Below are 20,076 nucleotides of genomic sequence, written 5' to 3'. Positions count from 1 at the left end.
GAGTCCTGAGCACGAACCCGTGGTGTGAGCCAAGGCTGAGCTGCTACATCGCGGGCTCGTAGGTGACGGTCGTGCCTGGGCATGCGGCAGCGAGGCGGAGAAGCGCCGCCTTCTCCGCAGGATCGACCGCAAGGTTCCAGCGGGCCTTGGTACCCGTCCATTCCGCGGCGTACCGGCAGTGCACCTCGCTGCTGAGCGGCAGCCACTCCCGCGGGTCCTGGTCGGCCTTCTGACGGTTCTGCTGGGCGGTGACCGCCACGAGCGAGGCGTCGGCGCCCAGGTCGTTGGCGTAGGCCTCGCGGCGCTTGGTCGTCCAGGCTGAGGCTCCGCTGTCCCAGGCTTCGGCGAGCGGGACCATGTGGTCGATGTCGAGTCCAGCTGGTCCCGAGACTTCCTTGGCGTCGTAGTACGACAACCACGTGCCGCCGGTGAGCTTGCAGCCAGCGCCGACGGTGGGCGGCTGGATGGCCTCGGCGAGGAGTACCTCGTTGCGGGTGTTGCAACCGTCGCTCGGGTTCGCGCCGCTGTTCCAGTGCTTGAACTTGTCGCGGGTGTAGCCCTCCCTGGATTCGTCGGCGACCGGGAGCTGCGTGACGGCGGCACTCAGCGGAAGTGTCTCCGCGGCGTGGACGGGCGGCACGACGATCAGGGGCAGGGTGGCGAGTGCGGCAACCGTAGCGGCACGCATCAAAGTGTTGATCACCCAGCGAGAGATAGCGGTCCTTCGAAGCCCCCGTGGCGCAGACGCCGTACCGCTCACCCGGGCGGGCGTCGCGGTTCACCGGAAAAACGATCCGTCACGAGTCAGGTGACCGGCTCCGGAGAAGGGGTGGGGCACGGCCAGTCGACTGCAAGCGGTCGGGATGGCGTGTCACCCGCCAGGCGGAATCGAACAGGCGTATGATTCAGGCCATGGCCGGAACCGATTTCCCCGATGATCTTCGAGCTGCGCAGACCCGTCTCCACCAGGCGACCACCGAGCTGGCTGTGCTGTGCCGGAAGCTGCCCTGGAGCGTCGAGCCGATGTCAGGCTGGCCCGGAATCCAGCACCCGCACACCGGCGAGATCACCGGAGGCCGCCAGGACAGCCCTGGCTGGACCGAGGAGGAAAAGGAAGCGGTCACTCGCCTGCGAAACGAATGCCTCGACCTGTCCCTCCAGGTCAGCACCCACCCCTACTGGTACAAGCTCGAGGCCGAGAAGCGAGCGCAGGCCCGCTCGGAACTGAAAACCCTCACCCGGAAGGCGCCAACGCCGGCCATCACCGAAGCCGCCTGACCAACACCGACGAGGTCCCCAGGCTGAACCGTGTCCACCCCACTACCGCCCCCGTACCCGCCCGACGACGAGCGGCTCGCCGCCATCGAGGCCTACCTGACCGTGCAGCTCCTGCACGTCAAGCAGCAGCGCGCGGAGAAGGCCCGGCGGAAGGAGATCCAGCAGCGAACCGCTCCGCCCCCTCCGCCGCCCTACCAGCTCCAGCGCGGCCTGGACGCCACCCGGACACCAGTCAGGGTGCACATCGGGACGTGCGCGCTGGCTGGGAAAGGGGCGGTCAGCGCGACGGAGGAGACAGCGCGGCAGGCGCTGGCGCAGCAGGTGGAGGCGTGCCCGGTGTGCCGCCCCGATACCGAGCTGGGAATGATCGAGGGCTAAGCCGTCTTCCTCGAGCCCGTGGCTGCGGCCCCCGCCGATGGACGGGGGCCGCAGTCGGTGACTAGGGGCGCGTGTCGCTATCGGTTGTGCCAGTTGGCGAACGCCTGCTGGACGTCGGCCTCGATCGGGGAACGAAGACGGCGCGGGGTACGGGCGCGATATCGTGGAGTCCTCTTATCTGCGGTTGTTGTGATCTGGCAGGAGTGCCCGCGTGCCTGAGGACCCCATCGCTCACAGCGAGCTCGCTGCCCTGACCCGGCGGTTCGAAGAGGTCGCGGAGAAGCATGACCGTGAGTTCGGGATCATCAAGTCCGACCTCACCGCGGTGCGCCTCCAGATCGGCAACCTGGATCAGAAGGTCGAGGCGCTCAGCGAGAAGCTCGACCGGAACCAGGCCCAGATCATCGAGCTGCTCACGCAGCTGGTCGGCCAGCGGCCCGACGCCAGCTGATTCCCCGGGCCCGGTGCCCGGTCTGTCCGTACGCACGGCGGCCCCGAACCAGAGACACCTTGGTTCGGGGCCGCCGTGCGTGCCAGGTCCTACTTCTCACCGAGGTTTTCACGGCGGCCGGCCCGCGTTCGTTCTCAGAATCTACCGACTGGCGTTCCTGGTTCTGACCTACGAAGCCACACGGCTGACGGCGAACACCGCAAGGCCGGGCGATGGCAGGTGAAGCCGTCCCGCGCCAAAGCAGCCTGTCAGGATGTCGGCGCACCGGCAGATGCGGGGTCCAGAGAGTCGAGGAGCTCTCCGAAGGTGATCTTCTCTTCGTCGTAGTCGCCATCCATGGAACGACCGTACGGCCCGGCGCCGCCGAGGCCGCTCCTGGGTCTGGGGACGGCAGCAGCGCCGCGCCGCCGCCTCGGCGCTTCGTCCGTGGCCTCGCCTGCGGCGGTCGGCCTCACCGCCGCGAGCCTCGCCGGCTACCGGACCCCGCAGCTTCTGTGACCGCCCCAGCGCAGCCGTACCGCCTGGACGGCTTCCCGGTGACAAGCCAGCTGCGTCGTTCCGAGTGAACGTTTACTTACCAAAAGCCCCAGTTAGCAGAGGGATGCAACTAAATGGTCTTAAAAAAGATTGGCGTTCACAGTCAAGAGTATGGCACGGATTCAACACGTCCAGGTGCGGGGCTCGCTATACGATCAGGCAGTCGGTTTGGGAATGCTTTACGCAATCGCTGGGAGAATACCCAATGGCTCACACATCGAGGATCAAGAAAAGCGCCGTCCTTTCTGTCGCCGCTGCCTCGCTGACCGCATCCTTCGCTATGGTCACCCCCGCGCACGCGGCGCCGGTGCCCATCACTTGCACCACGAACACCACGAGTTCGGACACCACGGCCAGCTGCACACGAAACGTCGACGACGGTGACGCCGGCGGCGTCAGTGGTGCCGTCCGTATGACGAGCACAACCGGGGAGTACGCCCGCATCGAATTCCAGGCCAACGGCGAAATCTTCGTCACGAAGAACACCTATAGGCTGCTTTCGGCGCACTACGAAGTGTGGACCTACTCGTCCACGAAGGGATGGACCAAGCTCACGAACTGGACGCTCCGCCCAGGTTCGAATCTCAACGTGAACTACTCCATTGCTGAAGGTGTCCGCGTCTCCATCAAGGTGTGCGTAGACCATGGACTTGGCTGCGCAGGCAACAACCGACTCGTTGCGTGAGGACAGCACGGCGTTCCTGACGCGCGCATCTGCTACCCCACGAGTTCACCCCGATGCTCTACGCCGGACTCCGCACAAGCCCTGCTGGAACGCGGGCCGCTGAACAGCACCTTCGCTGAGCTCCTCGACTCCTGCGGCTGGCGCTGAACCGCGCGGCCCGCGCGCTCGTACGACGGACGTCTCCGGACACCCGGAGGCATCCGCCATGAGCACGGCTCGGCTATGGCTGGGCGGGACTACAGCGTGGTGTGCAACAGGTTGCGGCGTGTGGTGACCAGGGCCCGCCACCGGGCACGGGTGGTCCCCTCGCCGTCCAGCCAGCGGGGCGGTGTGTGGTCGTCAGGCAGGGGGAGGCCGGCCATGAAGTGCGCGATGTCGGCGTAGTAGGCGTAGTCGCCGGTTCGGGCGAGTTCACGCAGGCGGTCGATGACGGCGCGGACCTTGTCTCGCTCGCCGAGGACGGAGTGGTGGAACGCGAGCGCAAGTTCCAGGACGGCTTCGGCCGCGGTGATGCCGGCGTCGCGGGTCTCGGCGCGCAGGTCGCGGGCGGCTTCGAGGCCTCGCAGGGTGCCGGCGTCGCGGACGAGCGCGGCGATCCGCACGGTGAGGCTGGTGGCGCGCAGGTCGAGGCCGGTGAGGAGCTGCTCGGCGAGGTGGAGCTCGTCGTCCGCGGTGTTGGGGTCGGTGAAGGCCAGAACGAGGGCGCGCTGGGCTTGGCTGGTGGCGCGTTCCCCGGCGACGCTGTGCTGTTCGGCTTGGTTGCGGGCGGCGGCGTAGGCGGCGGCCGCGCGGTCCATGTCGGCGTGGGGCCAAAGGATGTCGCCTTCGACGCGGTGCTGGCGTCCGGCCCAGCCGAGGGTGCGGGCGGTGTCGTACGCGGTGGGGAAGTCGCCGGCGAGGCGGGCGAGGTGGGCAAGTCCGCGGCGGGCGGCGGGGGCGAGGCGGCCGCCGCCGTCGGCCACGACCTGCATGCCCTGGCGGGAGGCGGCGGAGTGGCCGAGGTCGCGGTGGGCCTTGGCGAGGTAGTAGACGCCCATCTCGTACAGGTCGGCGGGGAGCAGTCCGCTGCCGGTGACGGCGGCGAGGCGGGAAGCGGTGAGGGAGCGGTGCTCGTGCTGGCGGCGGGCGAGGGCGGCGAGGAGTTCGACGAGGGCGTCCGCCGCGGTCTCCAGGCCGTCGCTGCCCGGCCGTGCGGGCGGGGCGATGGGCTCCCAGACGGAGTCGCTGATGTAGGCCCAGGCGGCGTCGCTGAGCCAGTCCAGTTCGAGGCCGAAGTCCCGGGCCAGGGTGAGGCCCTGGCGCAGACAGCCGACCAGCAGCATCCGGCCCTGGCCGGTGGTGCCGGCGCCGGTCCACTGGGTGCCGAGGGCTGCCAGGGCACGCTCGGCGGCCCGCTGCCAGTCACCGTCCGTCCAGCGGTCGTCGGTGGCGTCGTCGGCGCTGCGGATGGTGGAGCGGATCAGACCGTGCAGGTGGTAGGGCCACAGCCCGAAGACGTTCTCGCAGACGAACGGCCGCTCGATCAACCGCTGGGCCGGCGCCTCGTGCGGCAGGCCGGCCGCGGCGGTGGCGAGGGTGAGGTCGAAGGCGTCCAGCAAGGACACCGACCGCAGGACGTGGCGTTCGTCGGGGGTGAGGTCGGAAAGGGTGCGGGCGATCAGGGCGCCGAAGTCGTGGTCGAAGTCGGCCGGGACCGGCTCGCGGGTGCGGCGGATCTCGAGGAAGCGGAGCACCGACAGGTCGAGGTAGAGGGGCAGGCCGTGGGACCGGCTGGTGATGACCTGGCGGATCTCGCTGCTGATGAGGGGCTGGCCGTCGCGGGAGAGCCGGCGGGCGAGGTAGTCGTCGCAGTCCTCAGGGGAGAAGTCCCCGACTAGTACCTGCCGCCCACGCCCTCGCGTGGCGCCTGCTGCCCGCGCGGGCGGGATCGCGGAGGCAGGCGCGGCCAGGCCCGGCCAGGCGATCGCCCCGGTGTAGTCGAGCTGCCCCTGCAAGGCCGGGTCGGCCCACTGCAGGCGCGAGCGGCCGGTGACGATGAACAACGCGTTCGGCATCAACCACACCACCCGCTGGATGAGGCGCTCCAGGTCGCGGTGGGTGCGGTCGCCGACGTCCTCGAAGGTGTCCAGCAGGATCACCGGCGTGACGCGCTTGTCGGCCGGGAGCTGGGCGAGCTCCCACGCCAGCAGGTGCGGATAGAAGGACAGCGCCTCCACGTCGGGCTCGGCCTCCAGCAGGTCGGCGAGCCGCGCGCAGCGGGCGAGCGCGCGTACGGTCTGCCGCCGCTCCCGCAGCGCCCGTACGAGGGAGCCGGTCACCTGTCCGACGGCGGTGCCGATGCTGCCGGGCAGGAGGAGGGCCTGGGCGACGTCGGCCATGGCGGACTGCATCTGCTGCGGCATGGTCTTGCCGAACCGGCCGACCAGGCCGCCGCGGCGTAGGTATTCCTCCAGACTCTCGCCGGGGTGTTGCTCCTCCCAGTAGCGGCGCAGCGCCACGTCGAAGGCGGGCAGTGGGCGGCCGAGCGTGCTGAGCGCGGCCCGGATCGTCAGCACGAGCTGCTCGAAGTCGGTGCCGGCTGAGCGGGAGAGGTCGATGCGTACGGGCAGGATCCGCTCGCCGGCCCAGGTGGGTTCGCCCCACTGCGCGGGCCGGTCGGCGCTGGCCAGTGCGGCTTCCAGCTTGCGGGACAGCGTGCTCTTGCCGATGCCGCCGACCCCGTGGAACGCGAGCACGTTGTCGCGCGGCGCCTCGAGGTCCTCCACGTCGAAGGCCGCCTCGGCGGTGTGCCGCAGGTGCTCGCTGAGCACGGCTGCGACGAGCTCCCACTGCACCTGGCGGTTGGTGAACGCTTCTCCGGCTTCCAGGCCGCGGTCGTTTGTGCTGAACAGCGCCCTGAGATCCCGACCTGCCACGTCCAACCCCCGATTCGATGATCACCTCGGGCCAACCTATGCCGGTAAGCGGCCCCTTGGGGAAGCATCCCCCGGACGCCGGAGAGCGCGAAGGCATTCCGGACGCGGACGCGGCGCGTAGCGGCACTGTGCCACCGGAATCGGCCAGGGAGACAATGACCGTTTCCCAGCAAAATCAACACGAAGGTGGTACCCATGCCCAGCAGCCCCAACTCCTCCGGTCTGGACGGCGGCGAAGAGCAGGACGCGGCTGACACCGTCCGCGACGTGGTGACCTGGTACAGCACCCAGATCGCCGCCGAGCGCAGGGCGCCGGTGCCCGACGAGGAGCGGATCGAGGAACTGACCGCCGGCCGTCAGTCGGCGCTCGCCGACCAGGCGCAGCTGGCGACCGCCGACCCGGAGGACGCCGAGCGGATCGCCACGGTCTACGCGGCCCGGCTGAAGGAGCTCAAGGAGTCGTAGCCGGAGGGCGCGCGCCGTACTGGCAGGGGCCAGGGGTGCGGGTGCGGCCGGTCGATGCGGGCCAGCTGCATCCGCGCGGGCATCATCGGTCGCGCGAGGTCGACGATCTCGTCCAGTTCCCGCTGGTGTTGGGGCAGCGCCCGGCACAGTGCCTGATGGAGCCGGAGGAACTGGGCGGCCTCTTCCTCGGTGTACGGCCGCATGCGCTCTGCGGCGAGCGCCCAGGTCGCCCGCCGGCCCCCGCTCTCCTGTCGGAGCAGGGCCTCGCCGTCCCGCCGGATCACGGTCACGGCCGTGATCGCCGGATGCCGCTGCGCGGCGTCGACGACGTCGGCCAGGGCGCGGAAGCACGCGTCATGTCCCGCTCGTGAGGTGAAGCGTGGGTAGCCGCCCCTCTGCAGGGAGCGGGCGTAGCGCAGCGCCGTGGACAACAGACTGTCCGCCTGCCGCACGGCCAGGACCACGAGTTCGACCGGGTAGCCGTCGGCCGCGAACGGCAGCGCGCTGGCGAGGAACTCCTCCACGCTGCCTGGCGCGCCCTCGATCAGTGCGTCGCCGCGGTGTCGGCGCACATACGCTTCGGCCTTGGCGAACCAGGCGCGGTAGTCGGCCCGGATCGCGGCTCCGGCGTTGCGGGGGTCCTCCTCCAGCAGGCGCAGGTAGTCAGGGTGCTGTGCTTTGAAGTCGTCGCCGACCAGCTGCGTCGTCCCCGGCCGCATGGCACGCTTCACCATCCTGGCTGCCAGCAGTTTTCCCGCCCCGGGCTGGCCCAGCACGTAGACCGCGCGCGGATCGTCCCGGGGGACGATGGCGTTCAGGTACGACGGCGCGATCAGCTCGTCGAACACCCACGTGTGCTCCTCGGCCGACAGCCGGTGGTAGTCCACGCCTGGGGCCCGCCGGCGCGGCTGGGCGATGCGGCGGACCGGCTCGGCGAGCGCAGCAGCGCGCTCGGCATCCCGCTGGACGGCCAGGCGCCGATCCTCGCAGGTGAGGTCGCGGTGCAGCCGCTGATCGGTCCGCGCGAGCTCCCGGCGGAAGATGGCGGTCTCCTGAGCGCTCCAGGGCCGGGAGCGTTCGTACGCCACCGCCTTCTCGGCCGCTGGCCGACGGCGCCACACCCCATCCGTGAGCTCGTTGTCGTACAGTACTTGGCCGTCGCGCCGCACCACCGTGACGCGGTCGGCGAGCTGCTCGGCCTCGATGACCGCCAGCGTCGCCAGCAGTTGGCGGGCGCAGGTGTCGTGGTTCTCCCACGACACGTACCGGCCCCTGCCCTCGATCGCCTCGGACAGGAAACGGTCCAGAACCCCGAGCTGGCTCCACGCCTCCGCCGTCGCCACTACTACGACTTCGACCCGGTGACCGGCCCGCCGGTATGCGTACGATGACGTCCGGAGCTCCTCGACGTTGGCGAGGGCGGACTCGACCACCGCGTCGAACCCGTGCATGCGAACGTGATCTTCGGCCGCAGCCTGCCATCGGCGGGTGTCCGGCCGGACCCTCGCTCCCGCGGTGCGGACGTCGTCGGTCAGGAGCTCGCCGTACTGGTGATGCGCGGTCTTGTAAAGGTCGCTGCAGATCCGCACCGCACCCCCACGGCGGTCCAGCGCAGCCTTGATCAGTTCGGCGACTGTGGTCTTTCCGGCGCCGGGCTGGCCGCCGACGATCACAACGACCGGCCGGTTTTGGCGCACTGCCTCCTTCATCGCCGCAGGAAGGATCACTTGGTGCAGCACGTGCCGGTGCACTTCCTCGCTCAGCACCGCTGGGGTGATGCGCTCCAACTGACAGTCCTCGCAAGGGTGTTGTGATCCTTCAACGGTCTACTGATGACACGTTAGCATAGGCTCGAGAGGGTTAAATGTTCGAGTTAAATGAAGAGCTAAAGTCTGCTACTGTTCAACTTGGAGGTAGTGACATGGCATCCGAGGAAGAGCTGTTCGCGAACATCGACGCCCTGCTGCACGAGGAGCCGCAGCTCCCACCCCCGGCCGAGCGCGCCCGACTCCGTGAGGCCGCTGGCATCACCCAGGCCCGCCTCGCGCAGGCCTTGGAGCTGAAGTCGACGCAGAGCATCAAGAACTGGGAGAACGGCCGCAGCGAGCCGACAGGATCGCGCCTGGCGGCGTACCAGCGGCTACTGAAGGGCTGGGCGGCGAAGTACCCGCCTCACGGCGCACCCGCCGCGCTCCCTCTGGGCCCGGTCGCCGCGCCGCAGCCGCAGGTGCCAGCAACGTTCACCGGCCCGGCCGCGCCCGTGGCGGAGGCCGCTGCGCCGGTGGAGGATCCCGCCGCCCCGGCCGCGCCCGAGCGCCCCGCCCGCCCGGCCACGCGCCCCGCGTCGACGTCGCGGCGTCCGGCGGCCAAGAAGGCTGCCGCCCCCGCAGCGGACCCGCGCTTCCCGCACGGCCCGCTGGCGGTGTTGGACGGTGACGGCTCCGCGTACGGCGTCGGCGGGATCGTGCTGGACTGCCCGGCCACCAGCGTGGTGGAGCTGGTGGAGTGGACGCTGCGCGAGTCCGGCCTCGGTGCGGCGAAGCTCAACCGGTACGGCAAGGACAGCGATCCGCTGATCGTGCTCACCGCGTCTGCGGCCGTGAAGCTGGGGCTGCCCGAGCGTCTGGAGGGCCACGAGCAGCGCCGCTCCCTGCGCCTGCCGGAGGACCACCCGGTGGTCAAGCAGGTACTCAAGGCGCGGTGGCAGCTCACGCAGCGCGGGTTCGGCCCGTGGGCGCGGATCTACCGCAAGGCCCAGGGCCGTGAGCGGCAGTGCGTGCAGCTGGCGATTCTGTCGTGGGACGCCCTCGATGAGCGGTCCTGGCCCGGCGTCGCCGAGATGGAGCCGGCCGACATCGCCCGCGTCCTCGGCGTATACGCCCAGCGCGTCATCACCCCGCGCGGCTCCACCGCCGTCTCCGGGCTGGAGCTGATGACGGCGCTGCGCCCGCCGACGAAGCCGGAACGCGATGAGGAGACCGGCAACTGGGTGTCCGCCTGCAACCCGGGGTCGCTGGGGACGGAGCCGATGGACCCTGCGCCGCCGGAGGCCACCCCGGAGCACCCCGTCGTCGTTCAGTCCGGCTGGACCGGCGGGTTCCTCAACGAGGAGGCGTACCAGTGGGTGCGGTCGGTGGACTCGCTCAGCGATGAGGAGTGCATGATGCCCTTCGCGGTCGGCCTGGACCTCAACACCGCGTTCCTCGCCGCCGCAGCCCGCCTGGTCGTCGGTCTCAGTGCTCCCGACCACTTCCACGCCCCGAAGTTCAACCCGAAGATCCCCGGCTCCTGGCTGGTCGACCTGAGCCACATCGAGCTGGACCCGCGCCTGCCCTCGCCGTTCACGCCGGACGGCTCCCGCCCGACGGGCCCGGCCTGGTACCAGACGCACACCGTCGCCTACGCCCAAGAGCTCGGCTACGACGTCCACCCGATCGAGGCGTACCTGCGCCGCGAGACCGGCGCGTACCTGGACCCGTGGCACGACCGCCTCAAGAACGCCTACGTCGACACCCTCGCCGACCTCGGCGTCACCAAGGACCTGGACGACCGCGCCTTCCTCGCCGCGATGGAGCAGCACAAGCAGGTCGATCCGGCTCTGGCCGCCGTCCTCGCGGCCATCAAGGCCACGGTAAAGGGCGGCGTCGGCAAGCTCCGCGAGCGTCCGCAGGGCAAGCACTACAAGGAGGGCGAGCGGTGGCCGGCCCTGGAGCGGCCGACCTGGCGCCCCGACATTCGGGCCGCTGTCATCAGCAAGGCCCGGGTCAACATGCACCGCAAGCTCAACAACATGGCGAAGATGACCGGGCTGTTCCCGCTCGCCGTGCTCTCCGACTGCGTCGTCTACCCCTCGTCGGGCGCGAGCCCGCTGGACTTCCTCCCCTACGCGGCGTCCGGCAAGCCGCAGCCGGGCGGCTTCCGCCTCGGGCCCACGCCGGGCCTGGCGAAGCTGGAGGGCGTCCAGCCGATGCTGTGGGCGGTGGAGCTGATGGAGAAGGGCCTCAACCCGGCCCGCCACATCAAGGGCGGCGACGCCGTCCTGGACGAGGGCGAGTAGCCGCCGTGGCCACCGACACCAGCGGCACACGGTCCCTGGAGGCCGACGCGGAGCGGGAACGGACGCTGGACCGCCTGGAGGCGCGCATGGAGGCTCTGCAGTTCTCCCTGCGCGCTCGCCGGGCCTCGCCACGGTTCGAGCTGCGGCGGCATGACCTGCGCGAGACCTGGTTCCGGCTGGTCGACCCCGACGGCCAGGACCCCACCCCCGAAGGGAGCTGACCGTGCCCGGAGAGATCGAGGACGCCATCGAGCGGGCCGACCGGGAGTCGTTCACCAAGGAGCCGCCCAAGACCCTCAAGGGTCAGATCGGGTTCCTGATCAAGCAGTTCGGCAGCGCGAAGGCCGTCGCGGCGGAGCTCGGGGTCACCGCCGACTCCGTGAACCGCTACCGGCGCGGCGCCCGCAAGCACGCCCGCGCCGACGTCGCCGCGAAGATCGATGACGCGGTGCGGGCCCGCTGGCAGCCGCTGGTGCGCAAGCGTCGGCAGAAGCAGGCCGCCACCACCGGCGGGATCACGGTGGAGACCCGGGCCCGGTTCGGCTACACCGCGCCGGTCGGCACGACCGACGACGGACGGTTCCGGCGACTCACCGTGCACCTTCCCCCGGAGTACGCGCAGCGCCTCTTCGACGCCCGCGACGCGGGGGACAGCGACCAGCAGATGCGCGGAATCATCGCCGAAGGGTTTAAGGAAGTGTATTTCCAGGACGGTGGCGGTCGCGCTATGGGACTGTCGGATGTGGAAATCAACGACATCGACTACCTCGATCTGGATTACTGACTAGGAGCGAAAAGCGTGACCACCGAATTCCCGCCCATCGACCGCGACAAGAGCCCCCTGCTCGATGCCGACCACGACGCTGTCCGCATCGCCGACGCGCTGCGCTCCAGCCCGCACATCACCTTCGTCGCCCCGGCCGCGTCCGGCGACGAGACGGTCTGGTTCCGCGACGCCGACGGCACCGGCTTCGAGCTGTCCCTTGCCACCGTGGAGCCGGACCCCGACGGTGAGCGGGTGGCCTACGCCTGGGACGCCGTGGCCGCCGCGATCGGCAACCACCATCACTTCATCCGTGCCGCCCTCGAACAGCCGTCCTTCGGGCCGCTCAACCTCAACACCATCACCGCGCTCACCCGCACCGGCAACGAGTACACCCTCACGCTGACCGCCTGCCACCGCCCCGTCGACGACCAGGAGCACGCCACCCCGGCCGCCGACGTGGCCTACGCCGCCGACCGGCTGCTGATCAGCGACCCGAGCGACTCGGAGCGGGCGACGGCCGAACTCCTCAACTACGTGGCTGCCACCTGGGACAAGCAGGACCTGCCGCTGCGCGAGCACGCCCAGGCCGTCGCCCGCGCCCTGCACACCCAGTAGGAGGGGATCCGTCCATGACCGCATCCACGGCCACCTGGCGCGCGTACCGTGAGGAGAGGACCCGCCGGGAGGACCAGATGAGCGCGCAGCCCGACCACGCACCCGTCACGCCGTACGCCCCCGCTCCGGGAGCTCCGGCCGAACTTCTCGCCCAACTGCGCGCCGACCGGCGCGCCGACACCTGGGTGCCGGCCTTCGAGCGGGAGTGGGCGGCGGCGCTGGAGGAGTCCCGCCGGACGTTCTCTCTCGCCGGGCTGTACGAGGTCGTCCAGGACTGGCAGGGCCGACTCGCCTCCGCCCCGGCCGTCGACGCGTTCGTCGTCTCCGGCTACGACGACAGCCAGTTCATCGACATGACGGAGCTCCGTGGGCGACGCCGGTGACCGGACAGCAGCCGTACGCGGTCCGCTTCTCCGCCCCGGCCGCCAAGGCCCTCGCCACCCTGCCCGAGCACGTCGAAGACACGGTGTGGGACGTCCTGGACGCCGCCGCCGGCGACCCGTAGGGCTTCGACCAGTGGAACGCCGGCGACCCCGAGGGCGAAGACGTCCGCCACGCCTCCGTCGGCCAGCTCTCCCTCACCTACTGGGTGAACCGGCCCCTGCGCCGCCTGTCCGTCCTCACCATCACCTGGCTCAGATAGCCACTCGGCGACAACGCCTCGTAGTCCCAAGGCATTAAGCATCTGCCCCGATTGTCCGAGCAGCGTCCTATGGTGAAGCGTGTGGTGAGAGTTCCGTGGGAGAGACTGGCCGAGAGCCCAAAGGCGTCCGAAGCCTTGGTGACGATGCTGATACTGCGGCTGCACTCGGAGGCACGAGCCGTGGACGGTACTGGCGGCGACGAAGGCCGCGATCTATACGAATACACCGATGGCAACGAGCTCATCGTCTACGAAGCGAAGTCGTTTACCGGGCGCATGGACCAAGGACGCCGAGCTCAAGTGGTGAAGTCGCTGAAGTCTGCGGCCCGTCACCAGCCCGACCACTGGGACCTCCTAGTCCCGATCGACCCCAATCCAACGGAGCAGCGCTGGTTTGACTCACTCAGGAATAGGTTCCCCTTTGTCCGAACATGGCATGGGCGTAGCTGGCTGGATACTCAACTCGCGGCCCACCCGGATCTCGTCCGCTACGCACTCCAGGAATCCAGCGACTACATCCTCGAACGCATCGTGGAGGCCCGCGCAGAGCGTGACGTTCTGCTGAGTGTGCCGGACTACCTCGACCGTGCCCGCGCCTTGCATCAGAGGGGCCAGGAGATCTCGCCTCACTACGCGCTGCACACCGAGCTCGACGCTCACGGAAAGAGCACCGTCCGTCTCACCCCCAAGGTGCCGGGCAAGGGCCAGGAAGTGATCCGCGTCTCCGGGAACCTCCGGTTCCGTGCCGATGACCAAGGAGAGGCCCAACGCCGTCGGTTCGAACAGACGATGCGCTTCGGCGGCGAGGTAGAACTCACGGGCGAGAATGTGGCTGGGGTCTCCCTGTCAGGACCAAAGGAACTCGGTTTGGACACCTTTCCTCTGGGAGGCATGCGCGTCATCTCTCCACGAGAAGAGCTTTCGCCGCCGTTGCGTGCCCAGCTGGCCGTTCAGCACGACTCCGGTGTGCCGCTGATATCGCTGCCCCTGGAATTCACACGACGCGAGTCCGGCCTTGCCGGCGCTACTCTGCATGGCCGAGACATCGGAGGCTTCCTCGAAGTACGACTGCGCGGTGAACCCGGCAGTGGCAGATGCTCGCTCACCTTCTCGGCCGATCCGCCCTCGCGCTCATTGCCGCAGACCCTGGTGCCGGTGCTCCGCTTGATCAGCAGTATGCACCCTGGCCGCACGGTGGCACTCTCCTTTGCCGGTGACACCCGTGGGCGGCTCCACGCGCAGGTAGGGGACAGCATGGTGTTTGACCACTGGTCGCCCGATGACGCGACGTGGTGGGCCGACGCGTTCGAGGACCTCGTTCGGCTCCAGAGCCGGACCGGGCACTTCTTCCCTGTTCCTGACGACTTCACCAAAGCCGACGCCATCGACGTCAAGGAGGTCCTGGCACTCCTCTCCGGAGACGAAGTCACACTTCAGGGGAGGACCATGAGCGTGGACGTCACTAGCTCCGAGGCTCTTGAGCAGCTGGCAGCACCCCCTGGCCAAATGTGCAGGCTGCAGGCCGAGTACGAGGGCATGACCTTCCGGATCGGGGAGCACGAGATCGAGTTGGGGCCCGGCGTTGACACCTACACGATGGACAAGGTGCTCAATCTTGACGAGGCGCAGCGCGAACTCAGCCAGAGCGGACAGGCCACTGTCCGCCTGCGCATTGCCGCGAGGTTCCCGGCCACGCGGCGCCTGCGCATCGACCCACTGGCCTCGTCTTGACAGATCCTGCTGATCGACAACCTGCCCGCTACGACATGCCGTCCACCTGCAGGTTGCTGCGCCCGAGTTGCCACCGACCGGGTTTGGCCTGGTGGAACGCGGGGAAGCGGTGCAGGAGTCGGCCGAGCCCGTCCATCTGCCGCCGGTGTGGCTCCGCCGGCGGCGAGGACAGCTTCTGGAGGATCGCGGTCCGGGTCAGCGGCGCCGGCGACCGGGCGAGCGTACGGGCGACCTGGGAGAGCAGGTCTTCAGCCGGCGCACCGTGTTCGACGTCCTTCCACGCCGCCTCGTGCTTCTGGTGCTCGACGAAGGGCATACCGAACGCCGTCGTCAGGGTCTTGCCGGCCTCCGCCCACGCCGCGCGGGTCTCCGGCTTGAGCCGCCCTCGGAGGCGGTGCGCACCGATACCGACCGCGGCCGCGGCGACCGCCGCAGCAACGGGGTGCGCCCGGGCGAGGCGGGCCAGCTGGGCCACTCCGCCACCGGCGTGCAGGGTGAGCGTGATGTTGACCCGGACCTTGCTCTCGGCGCCGCCGAGCTTGCCCAGCCCGGCGCGCACCTTCCTCCAGTCCTGGGCTGCGATGCCGTGCCGGACCAGGTCCCGGTCCTCGGCGAGCAGCACCACGGGCCCGATCAGGCCCGTGAGCTGGGCGGCGCCGATGTCGCTGAGGTCCTCGTGGGCGATCCTGTCGGCGGCCGGGGTCATCGGAAGGCCGGTGGTGGGCACGACGTGCAGCAGCGGTATGTACTCCCGCCACCACAGGTCCTCGGCGGCCCGGAAGTCGAACGCCCCGCCTTCCTTCTTCCGGTCGGCAAGCACGCGGGGCACCTCCGCCCAGACGTAGTGCGGGATGAAGCCGCGCAGCGTGCCATGCTGCATCCCGGCCAGGATCGAGGACGGCTCGCTCCGGCCGAGGGCCGAGATGACATCGGAGGTGAGGACCGAGGTGTCGAAGACGCCCAGCCGGAACGATCCAGTGAGAGGCGGGGTGACCTGGCTGTTCATGACCGGAGACTAGGACCTTGGTGAGCCCGGTGGTGAGCGTTTTCTACCGTCTCGGCGCGACGGCCGCCATCCCGCTGTCCAGCTTCCTCAGCTCCGGGCCGGAGAGTCGGCGGTCAGAGTTCCGGGGTGAGCGCGTCGACCAGCACGCGCAGCTGCAGCACAACGTCCCGGTCGACATCACCTCGGTCCAGGACATCAGCGGCGGGGGCGAGGACATCGACGAGCCGCCCGGACCGTACCGCCGGCGGCACATCGCGCAGACAGGCCCGGAAGAACGCCCCGCTCCACTGGCCGCGGGCGAGACCTTCGGCGAGTTCCCGTTCGGCCTGCTCCTGCGCCCAGCGCCCGTCCTCGTACTGCTCCAGAAGCGCGGCGGCATCCTGGCGCACCGCATCGGCAAGCACCATCGTCGTCACGCCCTGCCCAACGACTCGACCGCCATGATCGGCACGCAACAACGCGTTTACCATCCGACTCACCAAACGCGGCAGAACGGCACCCAGCCTGTAAGCCACACACCCCATTTCCCCTGGTAGACGGCGTGAGCTATGAGGGTGTGAGCCTGTGAGGCGGAGCTCGCGCCCGGCCCCGTGCGCCCTGGTGCGGCCCGCCGGCCTGGAGGACGACCCTGGTGCCGCCCGCCCGGCCCGGAGGACGATGGAGTCGTGGGCAAGCACGATGAGGACCAGGAGCACGGCGCCGAACCGGCGCGGCCGCCGCTTACTGCGGCCCGCGCCCGGGAGATGACGGCCGGGCTGCGCGAGGCGATGGACGACGTCCGGCGCTCCGTGGCGGTGCTCGCCGCCCGGGTCCGCGACGCGCACGCCGCCCGCGTCTGGCTCCCTCTCGGGCACAGCAGCTGGGAGTCGTACTGCGCCGCGGAGTCGGCATCAGCCGCGCCCAGGCGTACCGGCTCCTGGACGTCGCCCGCTCCCTCGCCGCGATCCACGAAGCCGTAACCGCCGGCACGGAGACGTCTCGCACGCGAGACACCGGCCCGGCCGCCACGGCCGCGCTCGACTACGGCCTGTCCCAGCGCGCCCTCATCGCCGTCTCTGCCCGTTCCGGAGACATCGCGGAGCTTGACTCACCCGCCGCCTCGCCACACTCGGCCACAGCGGCCTCCAGGCCCTCGACGCGGACACGGTACGCGCTGTGGTTCGCCAAGCCGTCCGCGACGTCCGCACCGCCCCACCGCCACCGCCCGCCGAACCGCCGCCGGACCCGGCCGTCGCCTCGCTGCGCCGCGCCGTCGACGAACTCGCCGCCAGCACCCACGCGATCGGGGAGCTGATGCTCGAAGTCGCCCCGGCCTACCTCTCCGACATCGAGGCCGCCGACGTCCTGGCGCTGCTGTGCGACCAGATCGGCGAACCCCTCGAACACGGCCTCGCCGCCCGCCGCTACGCCATGTCCGGCGACCGCCGCGCCCTGCACGGCACCGTCCTGTAGACCTTCCACCCCGGCTGCTCCTGTGAGACTCACAGCCCGTTTCCCCAGGTGGGCGCGGCGCGTGTGAGGGTGTGAGGTGTGAGGCGAGGGCCTGCGGCGGCGGGATGCTGCTGCGCCTGGTCGTGCTGCTCGCCGTGGTGTGCAGCAGGTCGCTACCCGATGGGCAGCAGCGCTGTCGCCGGGGTGCTGCTCGTGGTCCTGGTGGTGGTCCTCAGACTGCAGCAGGGCGGTGTCGCGGGTGCAGCGCAGGATTTGCATGGGTCAGGCGGCACACGGGTGCTGCACGGGTAGCAGGCCAGCCCCGGCCGGTGCAGCACGGCCAACTGCTGCACGCTGCTGCTCTGGTCTGCTGCAACTGGTCCGCGTCTGCTGCTCCAGGGCCGGGAAGCGGGCTAAGGGCGCGTCGCAGCGGCTGCATAACATCGCAGATCTGCGATATTCGGACGAGATCTATGCGCGGCTGCTGCATACAGCGCCGTACGTCAGATCTGCTGACCTACGGCGCTGTTCGGTGGCGCTGCTGCCACGAAACGGTGGCACCAGCGCCACCCTGCGGTACGGCTGCCTGTGTGTTTCCCACAGAGGGGAACGATGTACGCGCGAGCCGGGGCAGCCGCGGTTTGTTCTGGAGAACCAGAACAAACCGGTTTACCTGGTGCTACCGACTGCCTGCGCCACACGCCCTTGAGCTGCTGCTTTCCCCTATAGGGGAACGATGCACGCACCGGGTGCTCGTCGCTCGGAGCAGACGGATGTGCCCCCGGTGCACATTCCTGTGCGTCGGGGGCACATTCCGCGGTCGGCTAACACCCGGGGTGATGGCGGGCGGCATCAGCCGGCGGCGCGCACGGCCCGGAGCGGTTGGGCCTGGCGCTTGGGCGGGGCGGTCTCGTACAGCGGGGCGGTGATCTCGGGCAGTTCGCCGGCCTCGATGCGCTCGGCGGCGTCCTCGATCGCTTCCTCCAGCTCCTCCTGCGAGGCGTAGGAGGCGACGTAGGGGTGGAGGTAGTAGGTCCGGTACTTGCGGTCCTTGGGCCGCAGCACGAGGTTCCGGCTCTCCAGCAGCGCCATCGCGGTGTTCGCGGAGTTCCTGGACAGGCCCACGCGGGCCCCCAGCTCGGCCTGGGAGGCGTTCACCTCGCCGCCGGGCTCCTGGCGCTCGATGAGGGCGCTCAGCAGCTCCATGGCGGCCTTGGTGAGGTCCAGCCGGTACAGCATTCCGAAACCGGCGCTCGCCTGGATCAGCATGCCTGCCCCTCCTCGTTGACGACTCCATCTTCCCCGTCTTCGACACCGAGCTCCAGCTGCACGCTGCGCGGCGGCGGCGGGGCGTTGAGAGCGGGGAAGACGTCCTCGGGCAGCTTCCCCGTCTCCTTGTCGCGCAGCGCGTCCAGGATCTCGCGCTGGACGTCGCCGTTGCCCTCGAACCCGAGCATTGGGTTCACGAAGATCAGCCCGTTGTCGACGCGCTGGATCATGTGCCAGTGCTCCAGGCGGCCGATGGCCCGGGTGACGTTCGACCGCTCCACGCCCAGCTTGTCGGCGATTTTCTTGTGCGTGGCGCGCAGCCACCCCTCGCGCTGCCGGCCGATGCACCACAGGAGCACCGCGGACTGGATCGGCGACATGCCGTGCTGCGCGATGAGCACCGCCAGGACGTCGGCGAGGAAGTCGTTGGAGACCACGCTGTAGCCAGACCGGCCGTACATGTCATGGGGCGCGCGATACGTGTACCGGACGCTGACGTCCATCTGCTGAACGGCCCGCTTGCGGGTCGGCGGCTTGATGTCCTTGCCCAGCCTGGAGGACAGGGTCTCGCGGAAGGCGCTGTCACCACCGGGCGGAACGGCAGCGATGCGGCCCTTGCCGCGGCCGGCGGAGGGGCGCTTGGGCTGGGGAGGCATCGACGGAGGGTCCTGTCCTCGATCTTGTGGGGTACGCGCCGGACACTAGCAGTTGTTCAAGCTCAGTTGGCAGATTTGTACACGCTGGCGTGGCGCTTTGGTGTCGACGCCGACACAGCGGATTCGGGCCGTGTTTCCTGGAAACCCGGCCCCACCAGCACCGTTCCACACTTGTACAAGCTGGGTTGGCAAATACGGGTGTCGCTGTGGCACCACGGACACATTTCCGCAGGTCAATGTGTTGCCGCTGACACATCCCTCTCAGGAGAAGCCCAGGTCAGGGCGCGTTTCCGCAAGGCCCCCTCTTTTCCCTAAGACGCACGCGCGCGCGAGGCTGTACCAGGGCCTCGGGTCGTCCCGGCACCCCGCCACCGACGGCACCAGCAGGCAAAGCACCCAGGTGCGCGCGCGCCGGGCGCCCCGGCCCGCGGCCGACACCCGGCACGCGCTGGCTTCCCGCTCCTGCGCACGCGGCCCTCCGTGGCTGAGGCGGCTTCGCGTGCAGCCTGCCGGCTTGGTGCGGATCGTGGAGGGCACCAGGTGAGTGGTTTCGCTCAATGTCCTTGGGAGCCATTCAGCTCCGGTACCTCCGCATGTCGAATTTCGGCACTCCCCATATCGGGCTTCCGTTCTGTGGCTGAGCTATTCCACACCGCGCGATTCTGAATCCTTCCGGTGAATTGTGGCCGGGGTCAGGGGTGGGGCGGCTGGACCCAAACCCTACACAGCCATCGACCGTGATGCATCATGCTGGCGATGCGTTCGCCCACTCGGGTGATGCGTCGACGGATTCCGGCGCATCATGGCGAGTTCGTGTGTATGCTGACAAAGTATTGATGAACGTTGGCGGCCGGTTTCGAGGATGGGGGAGGAATTCGGGTGGAGCGCAGCGGAGCCCGTCACTGCGGTGGGGCCGGCACCTCGTCAGGCCGATGGTCCGTCACTTTCCTTGCGGGGGTGGTGACTGGGATTCCCAAGCCCTACACAGTTCCGCACCTGATGCACGCTCCCCCGTAGCCAGCCCGGGTGACCGCGCTTGCGCGGTCACCTCCAATTCGCGCTTGCGCGAATTGCATTCCGTTCGGAATTCCGCTTGCGGAATTCCATTCCGGCGCTTGCGCCGGAATCCGAATTGCGCTTGCGCAATTCGCGCTCTATGCCCCGGCTTGCCGGGGCATATCCCGCTCCGCGGG

Annotated in this window: 21 protein-coding genes; 13 read left to right on the top strand and 8 right to left on the bottom strand. The window is 69.6% G+C overall.

Features of this window, described 5'->3' with window-relative positions; translation table 11 throughout:
* Positions 1-43: 43 nt before the first annotated feature.
* A complete protein-coding gene (locus tag ACGF5U_RS30555; protein ID WP_392718100.1) occupies positions 44-688 on the bottom strand; it encodes an HNH endonuclease family protein in 645 nt (214 codons plus the stop codon).
* Between the two features lie 224 nt (positions 689-912).
* Here ACGF5U_RS30555 and ACGF5U_RS30550 point away from each other — a divergent pair, with 224 nt between their 5' ends.
* From ACGF5U_RS30550 to ACGF5U_RS30540, 3 genes are all read left to right on the top strand, one after another.
* Positions 913-1,278: a hypothetical protein gene (locus ACGF5U_RS30550; protein ID WP_392718102.1), complete on the top strand. Its 366-nt coding sequence runs from the start codon at positions 913-915 to the stop codon at positions 1,276-1,278.
* Between the two features lie 30 nt (positions 1,279-1,308).
* Entirely contained in the window at positions 1,309-1,656 is a 348-nt protein-coding gene (locus ACGF5U_RS30545; protein WP_392718104.1) for a DUF6233 domain-containing protein, read from the top strand.
* A gap of 211 nt (positions 1,657-1,867) precedes the next feature.
* Positions 1,868-2,107, top strand: coding sequence for a hypothetical protein (locus tag ACGF5U_RS30540; RefSeq protein ID WP_392718106.1), 240 nt, complete (start codon positions 1,868-1,870; stop codon positions 2,105-2,107).
* Between the two features lie 747 nt (positions 2,108-2,854).
* On the opposite strand, the gene ACGF5U_RS30535 is transcribed toward ACGF5U_RS30540, so the two are convergent.
* Together ACGF5U_RS30535 and ACGF5U_RS30530 are read right to left on the bottom strand one after the other, a co-directional pair.
* On the bottom strand, positions 2,855-3,121 hold the full coding sequence (locus ACGF5U_RS30535; protein ID WP_392818947.1) for a hypothetical protein: 267 nt from the start codon (positions 3,119-3,121) through the stop codon (positions 2,855-2,857).
* 444 nt (positions 3,122-3,565) lie between these two features.
* The gene (locus ACGF5U_RS30530) at positions 3,566-6,244 is read right to left on the bottom strand and encodes an ATP/GTP-binding protein (protein WP_392718112.1); all 2,679 of its coding nucleotides are present in this window, start codon (positions 6,242-6,244) and stop codon (positions 3,566-3,568) included.
* Between the two features lie 195 nt (positions 6,245-6,439).
* On the opposite strand from ACGF5U_RS30530, the gene ACGF5U_RS30525 reads away from it, so the two are divergent.
* Positions 6,440-6,709 carry a hypothetical protein gene (locus ACGF5U_RS30525; RefSeq protein ID WP_392718114.1) on the top strand — a complete coding sequence of 90 codons (270 nt, stop codon included), beginning with the start codon at positions 6,440-6,442 and terminating at the stop codon, positions 6,707-6,709.
* Here the strand turns inward: ACGF5U_RS30525 and ACGF5U_RS30520 are convergent.
* Positions 6,673-8,418, bottom strand: a complete 1,746-nt coding sequence (locus ACGF5U_RS30520) for a zeta toxin family protein (RefSeq protein ID WP_392718141.1) — start codon at positions 8,416-8,418, stop codon at positions 6,673-6,675. The genes ACGF5U_RS30525 and ACGF5U_RS30520 overlap by 37 nt on opposite strands.
* Before the next feature lie 212 nt (positions 8,419-8,630).
* On the opposite strand from ACGF5U_RS30520, the gene tap reads away from it, so the two are divergent.
* From tap to ACGF5U_RS30485, 7 genes are all read left to right on the top strand, one after another.
* Positions 8,631-10,766, top strand: coding sequence for a telomere-associated protein Tap (tap, locus tag ACGF5U_RS30515; protein WP_392718116.1), 2,136 nt, complete (start codon positions 8,631-8,633; stop codon positions 10,764-10,766).
* A 5-nt stretch (positions 10,767-10,771) separates the two neighbouring features.
* Complete coding sequence (locus ACGF5U_RS30510) at positions 10,772-10,987, top strand: hypothetical protein (protein WP_392718118.1); 216 nt, start codon at positions 10,772-10,774, stop codon at positions 10,985-10,987.
* A 2-nt stretch (positions 10,988-10,989) separates the two neighbouring features.
* Positions 10,990-11,550, top strand: coding sequence for a telomere-protecting terminal protein Tpg (gene tpg / locus ACGF5U_RS30505; protein WP_392718120.1), 561 nt, complete (start codon positions 10,990-10,992; stop codon positions 11,548-11,550).
* Between the two features lie 15 nt (positions 11,551-11,565).
* The gene (locus ACGF5U_RS30500; protein ID WP_392718122.1) at positions 11,566-12,147 is read left to right on the top strand and encodes a hypothetical protein; all 582 of its coding nucleotides are present in this window, start codon (positions 11,566-11,568) and stop codon (positions 12,145-12,147) included.
* Positions 12,148-12,224: 77 nt separating this feature from the next.
* Positions 12,225-12,530 (top strand): DUF6247 family protein, encoded by a 306-nt coding sequence (locus ACGF5U_RS30495; protein ID WP_392718143.1) that lies wholly within the window; start codon positions 12,225-12,227, stop codon positions 12,528-12,530.
* On the top strand, positions 12,527-12,652 hold the full coding sequence (locus tag ACGF5U_RS30490) for a hypothetical protein (protein WP_392718124.1): 126 nt from the start codon (positions 12,527-12,529) through the stop codon (positions 12,650-12,652). Before ACGF5U_RS30495 ends, ACGF5U_RS30490 begins: the two co-directional genes overlap by 4 nt.
* Positions 12,653-12,934: 282 nt before the next feature.
* Entirely contained in the window at positions 12,935-14,521 is a 1,587-nt protein-coding gene (locus ACGF5U_RS30485) for a hypothetical protein (RefSeq protein ID WP_392718145.1), read from the top strand.
* Between the two features lie 28 nt (positions 14,522-14,549).
* Here the strand turns inward: ACGF5U_RS30485 and ACGF5U_RS30480 are convergent, their stop codons facing one another.
* A complete protein-coding gene (locus ACGF5U_RS30480) occupies positions 14,550-15,527 on the bottom strand; it encodes a PIN domain-containing protein (RefSeq protein ID WP_392718126.1) in 978 nt (325 codons plus the stop codon).
* 113 nt (positions 15,528-15,640) lie between these two features.
* Positions 15,641-15,934: a hypothetical protein gene (locus ACGF5U_RS30475; protein WP_392718128.1), complete on the bottom strand. Its 294-nt coding sequence runs from the start codon at positions 15,932-15,934 to the stop codon at positions 15,641-15,643.
* Positions 15,935-16,192: 258 nt separating this feature from the next.
* Here ACGF5U_RS30475 and ACGF5U_RS30470 point away from each other — a divergent pair, with 258 nt between their 5' ends.
* Entirely contained in the window at positions 16,193-16,486 is a 294-nt protein-coding gene (locus tag ACGF5U_RS30470; RefSeq protein WP_392718130.1) for a hypothetical protein, read from the top strand.
* Positions 16,487-16,682: 196 nt separating this feature from the next.
* Entirely contained in the window at positions 16,683-16,979 is a 297-nt protein-coding gene (locus ACGF5U_RS30465; RefSeq protein ID WP_392718132.1) for a hypothetical protein, read from the top strand.
* An 831-nt stretch (positions 16,980-17,810) separates the two neighbouring features.
* Here the strand turns inward: ACGF5U_RS30465 and ACGF5U_RS30460 are convergent.
* Together ACGF5U_RS30460 and ACGF5U_RS30455 are read right to left on the bottom strand one after the other, a co-directional pair.
* A complete protein-coding gene (locus ACGF5U_RS30460) occupies positions 17,811-18,227 on the bottom strand; it encodes a hypothetical protein (protein WP_355273911.1) in 417 nt (138 codons plus the stop codon).
* On the bottom strand, positions 18,221-18,883 hold the full coding sequence (locus ACGF5U_RS30455; protein ID WP_361975541.1) for a replication/maintenance protein RepL: 663 nt from the start codon (positions 18,881-18,883) through the stop codon (positions 18,221-18,223). The genes ACGF5U_RS30460 and ACGF5U_RS30455 overlap by 7 nt, the downstream gene beginning before the upstream one ends.
* Positions 18,884-20,076 lie beyond the last annotated feature (1,193 nt).

The sequence above is a fragment of the Streptomyces sp. NPDC047886 genome, from assembly GCF_043204435.1.
Lineage (GTDB): Bacteria > Actinomycetota > Actinomycetes > Streptomycetales > Streptomycetaceae > Streptomyces.
The sequence above is the reverse complement of the archived record's forward strand: the minus strand, read 5'-3'. Positions and strand labels throughout refer to the sequence as shown.

What these genes read in the sequence shown, in the direction of transcription:
- ACGF5U_RS30555 (WP_392718100.1), bottom strand. Translation starts at nt 688, where the DNA reads ATGCGTGCCGCTACGGTTGCCGCACTCGCCACCCTGCCCCTGATCGTC.
- ACGF5U_RS30550 (WP_392718102.1), top strand. Translation starts at nt 913, where the DNA reads ATGGCCGGAACCGATTTCCCCGATGATCTTCGAGCTGCGCAGACCCGT.
- ACGF5U_RS30525 (WP_392718114.1), top strand. Translation starts at nt 6,440, where the DNA reads ATGCCCAGCAGCCCCAACTCCTCCGGTCTGGACGGCGGCGAAGAGCAG.
- ACGF5U_RS30520 (WP_392718141.1), bottom strand. Translation starts at nt 8,418, where the DNA reads ATGAAGGAGGCAGTGCGCCAAAACCGGCCGGTCGTTGTGATCGTCGGC.
- tap (WP_392718116.1), top strand. Translation starts at nt 8,631, where the DNA reads ATGGCATCCGAGGAAGAGCTGTTCGCGAACATCGACGCCCTGCTGCAC.
- ACGF5U_RS30495 (WP_392718143.1), top strand. Translation starts at nt 12,225, where the DNA reads ATGAGCGCGCAGCCCGACCACGCACCCGTCACGCCGTACGCCCCCGCT.
- ACGF5U_RS30485 (WP_392718145.1), top strand. Translation starts at nt 12,935, where the DNA reads ATGCTGATACTGCGGCTGCACTCGGAGGCACGAGCCGTGGACGGTACT.
- ACGF5U_RS30480 (WP_392718126.1), bottom strand. Translation starts at nt 15,527, where the DNA reads ATGAACAGCCAGGTCACCCCGCCTCTCACTGGATCGTTCCGGCTGGGC.
- ACGF5U_RS30475 (WP_392718128.1), bottom strand. Translation starts at nt 15,934, where the DNA reads ATGGTGCTTGCCGATGCGGTGCGCCAGGATGCCGCCGCGCTTCTGGAG.
- ACGF5U_RS30460 (WP_355273911.1), bottom strand. Translation starts at nt 18,227, where the DNA reads ATGCTGATCCAGGCGAGCGCCGGTTTCGGAATGCTGTACCGGCTGGAC.
- ACGF5U_RS30455 (WP_361975541.1), bottom strand. Translation starts at nt 18,883, where the DNA reads ATGCCTCCCCAGCCCAAGCGCCCCTCCGCCGGCCGCGGCAAGGGCCGC.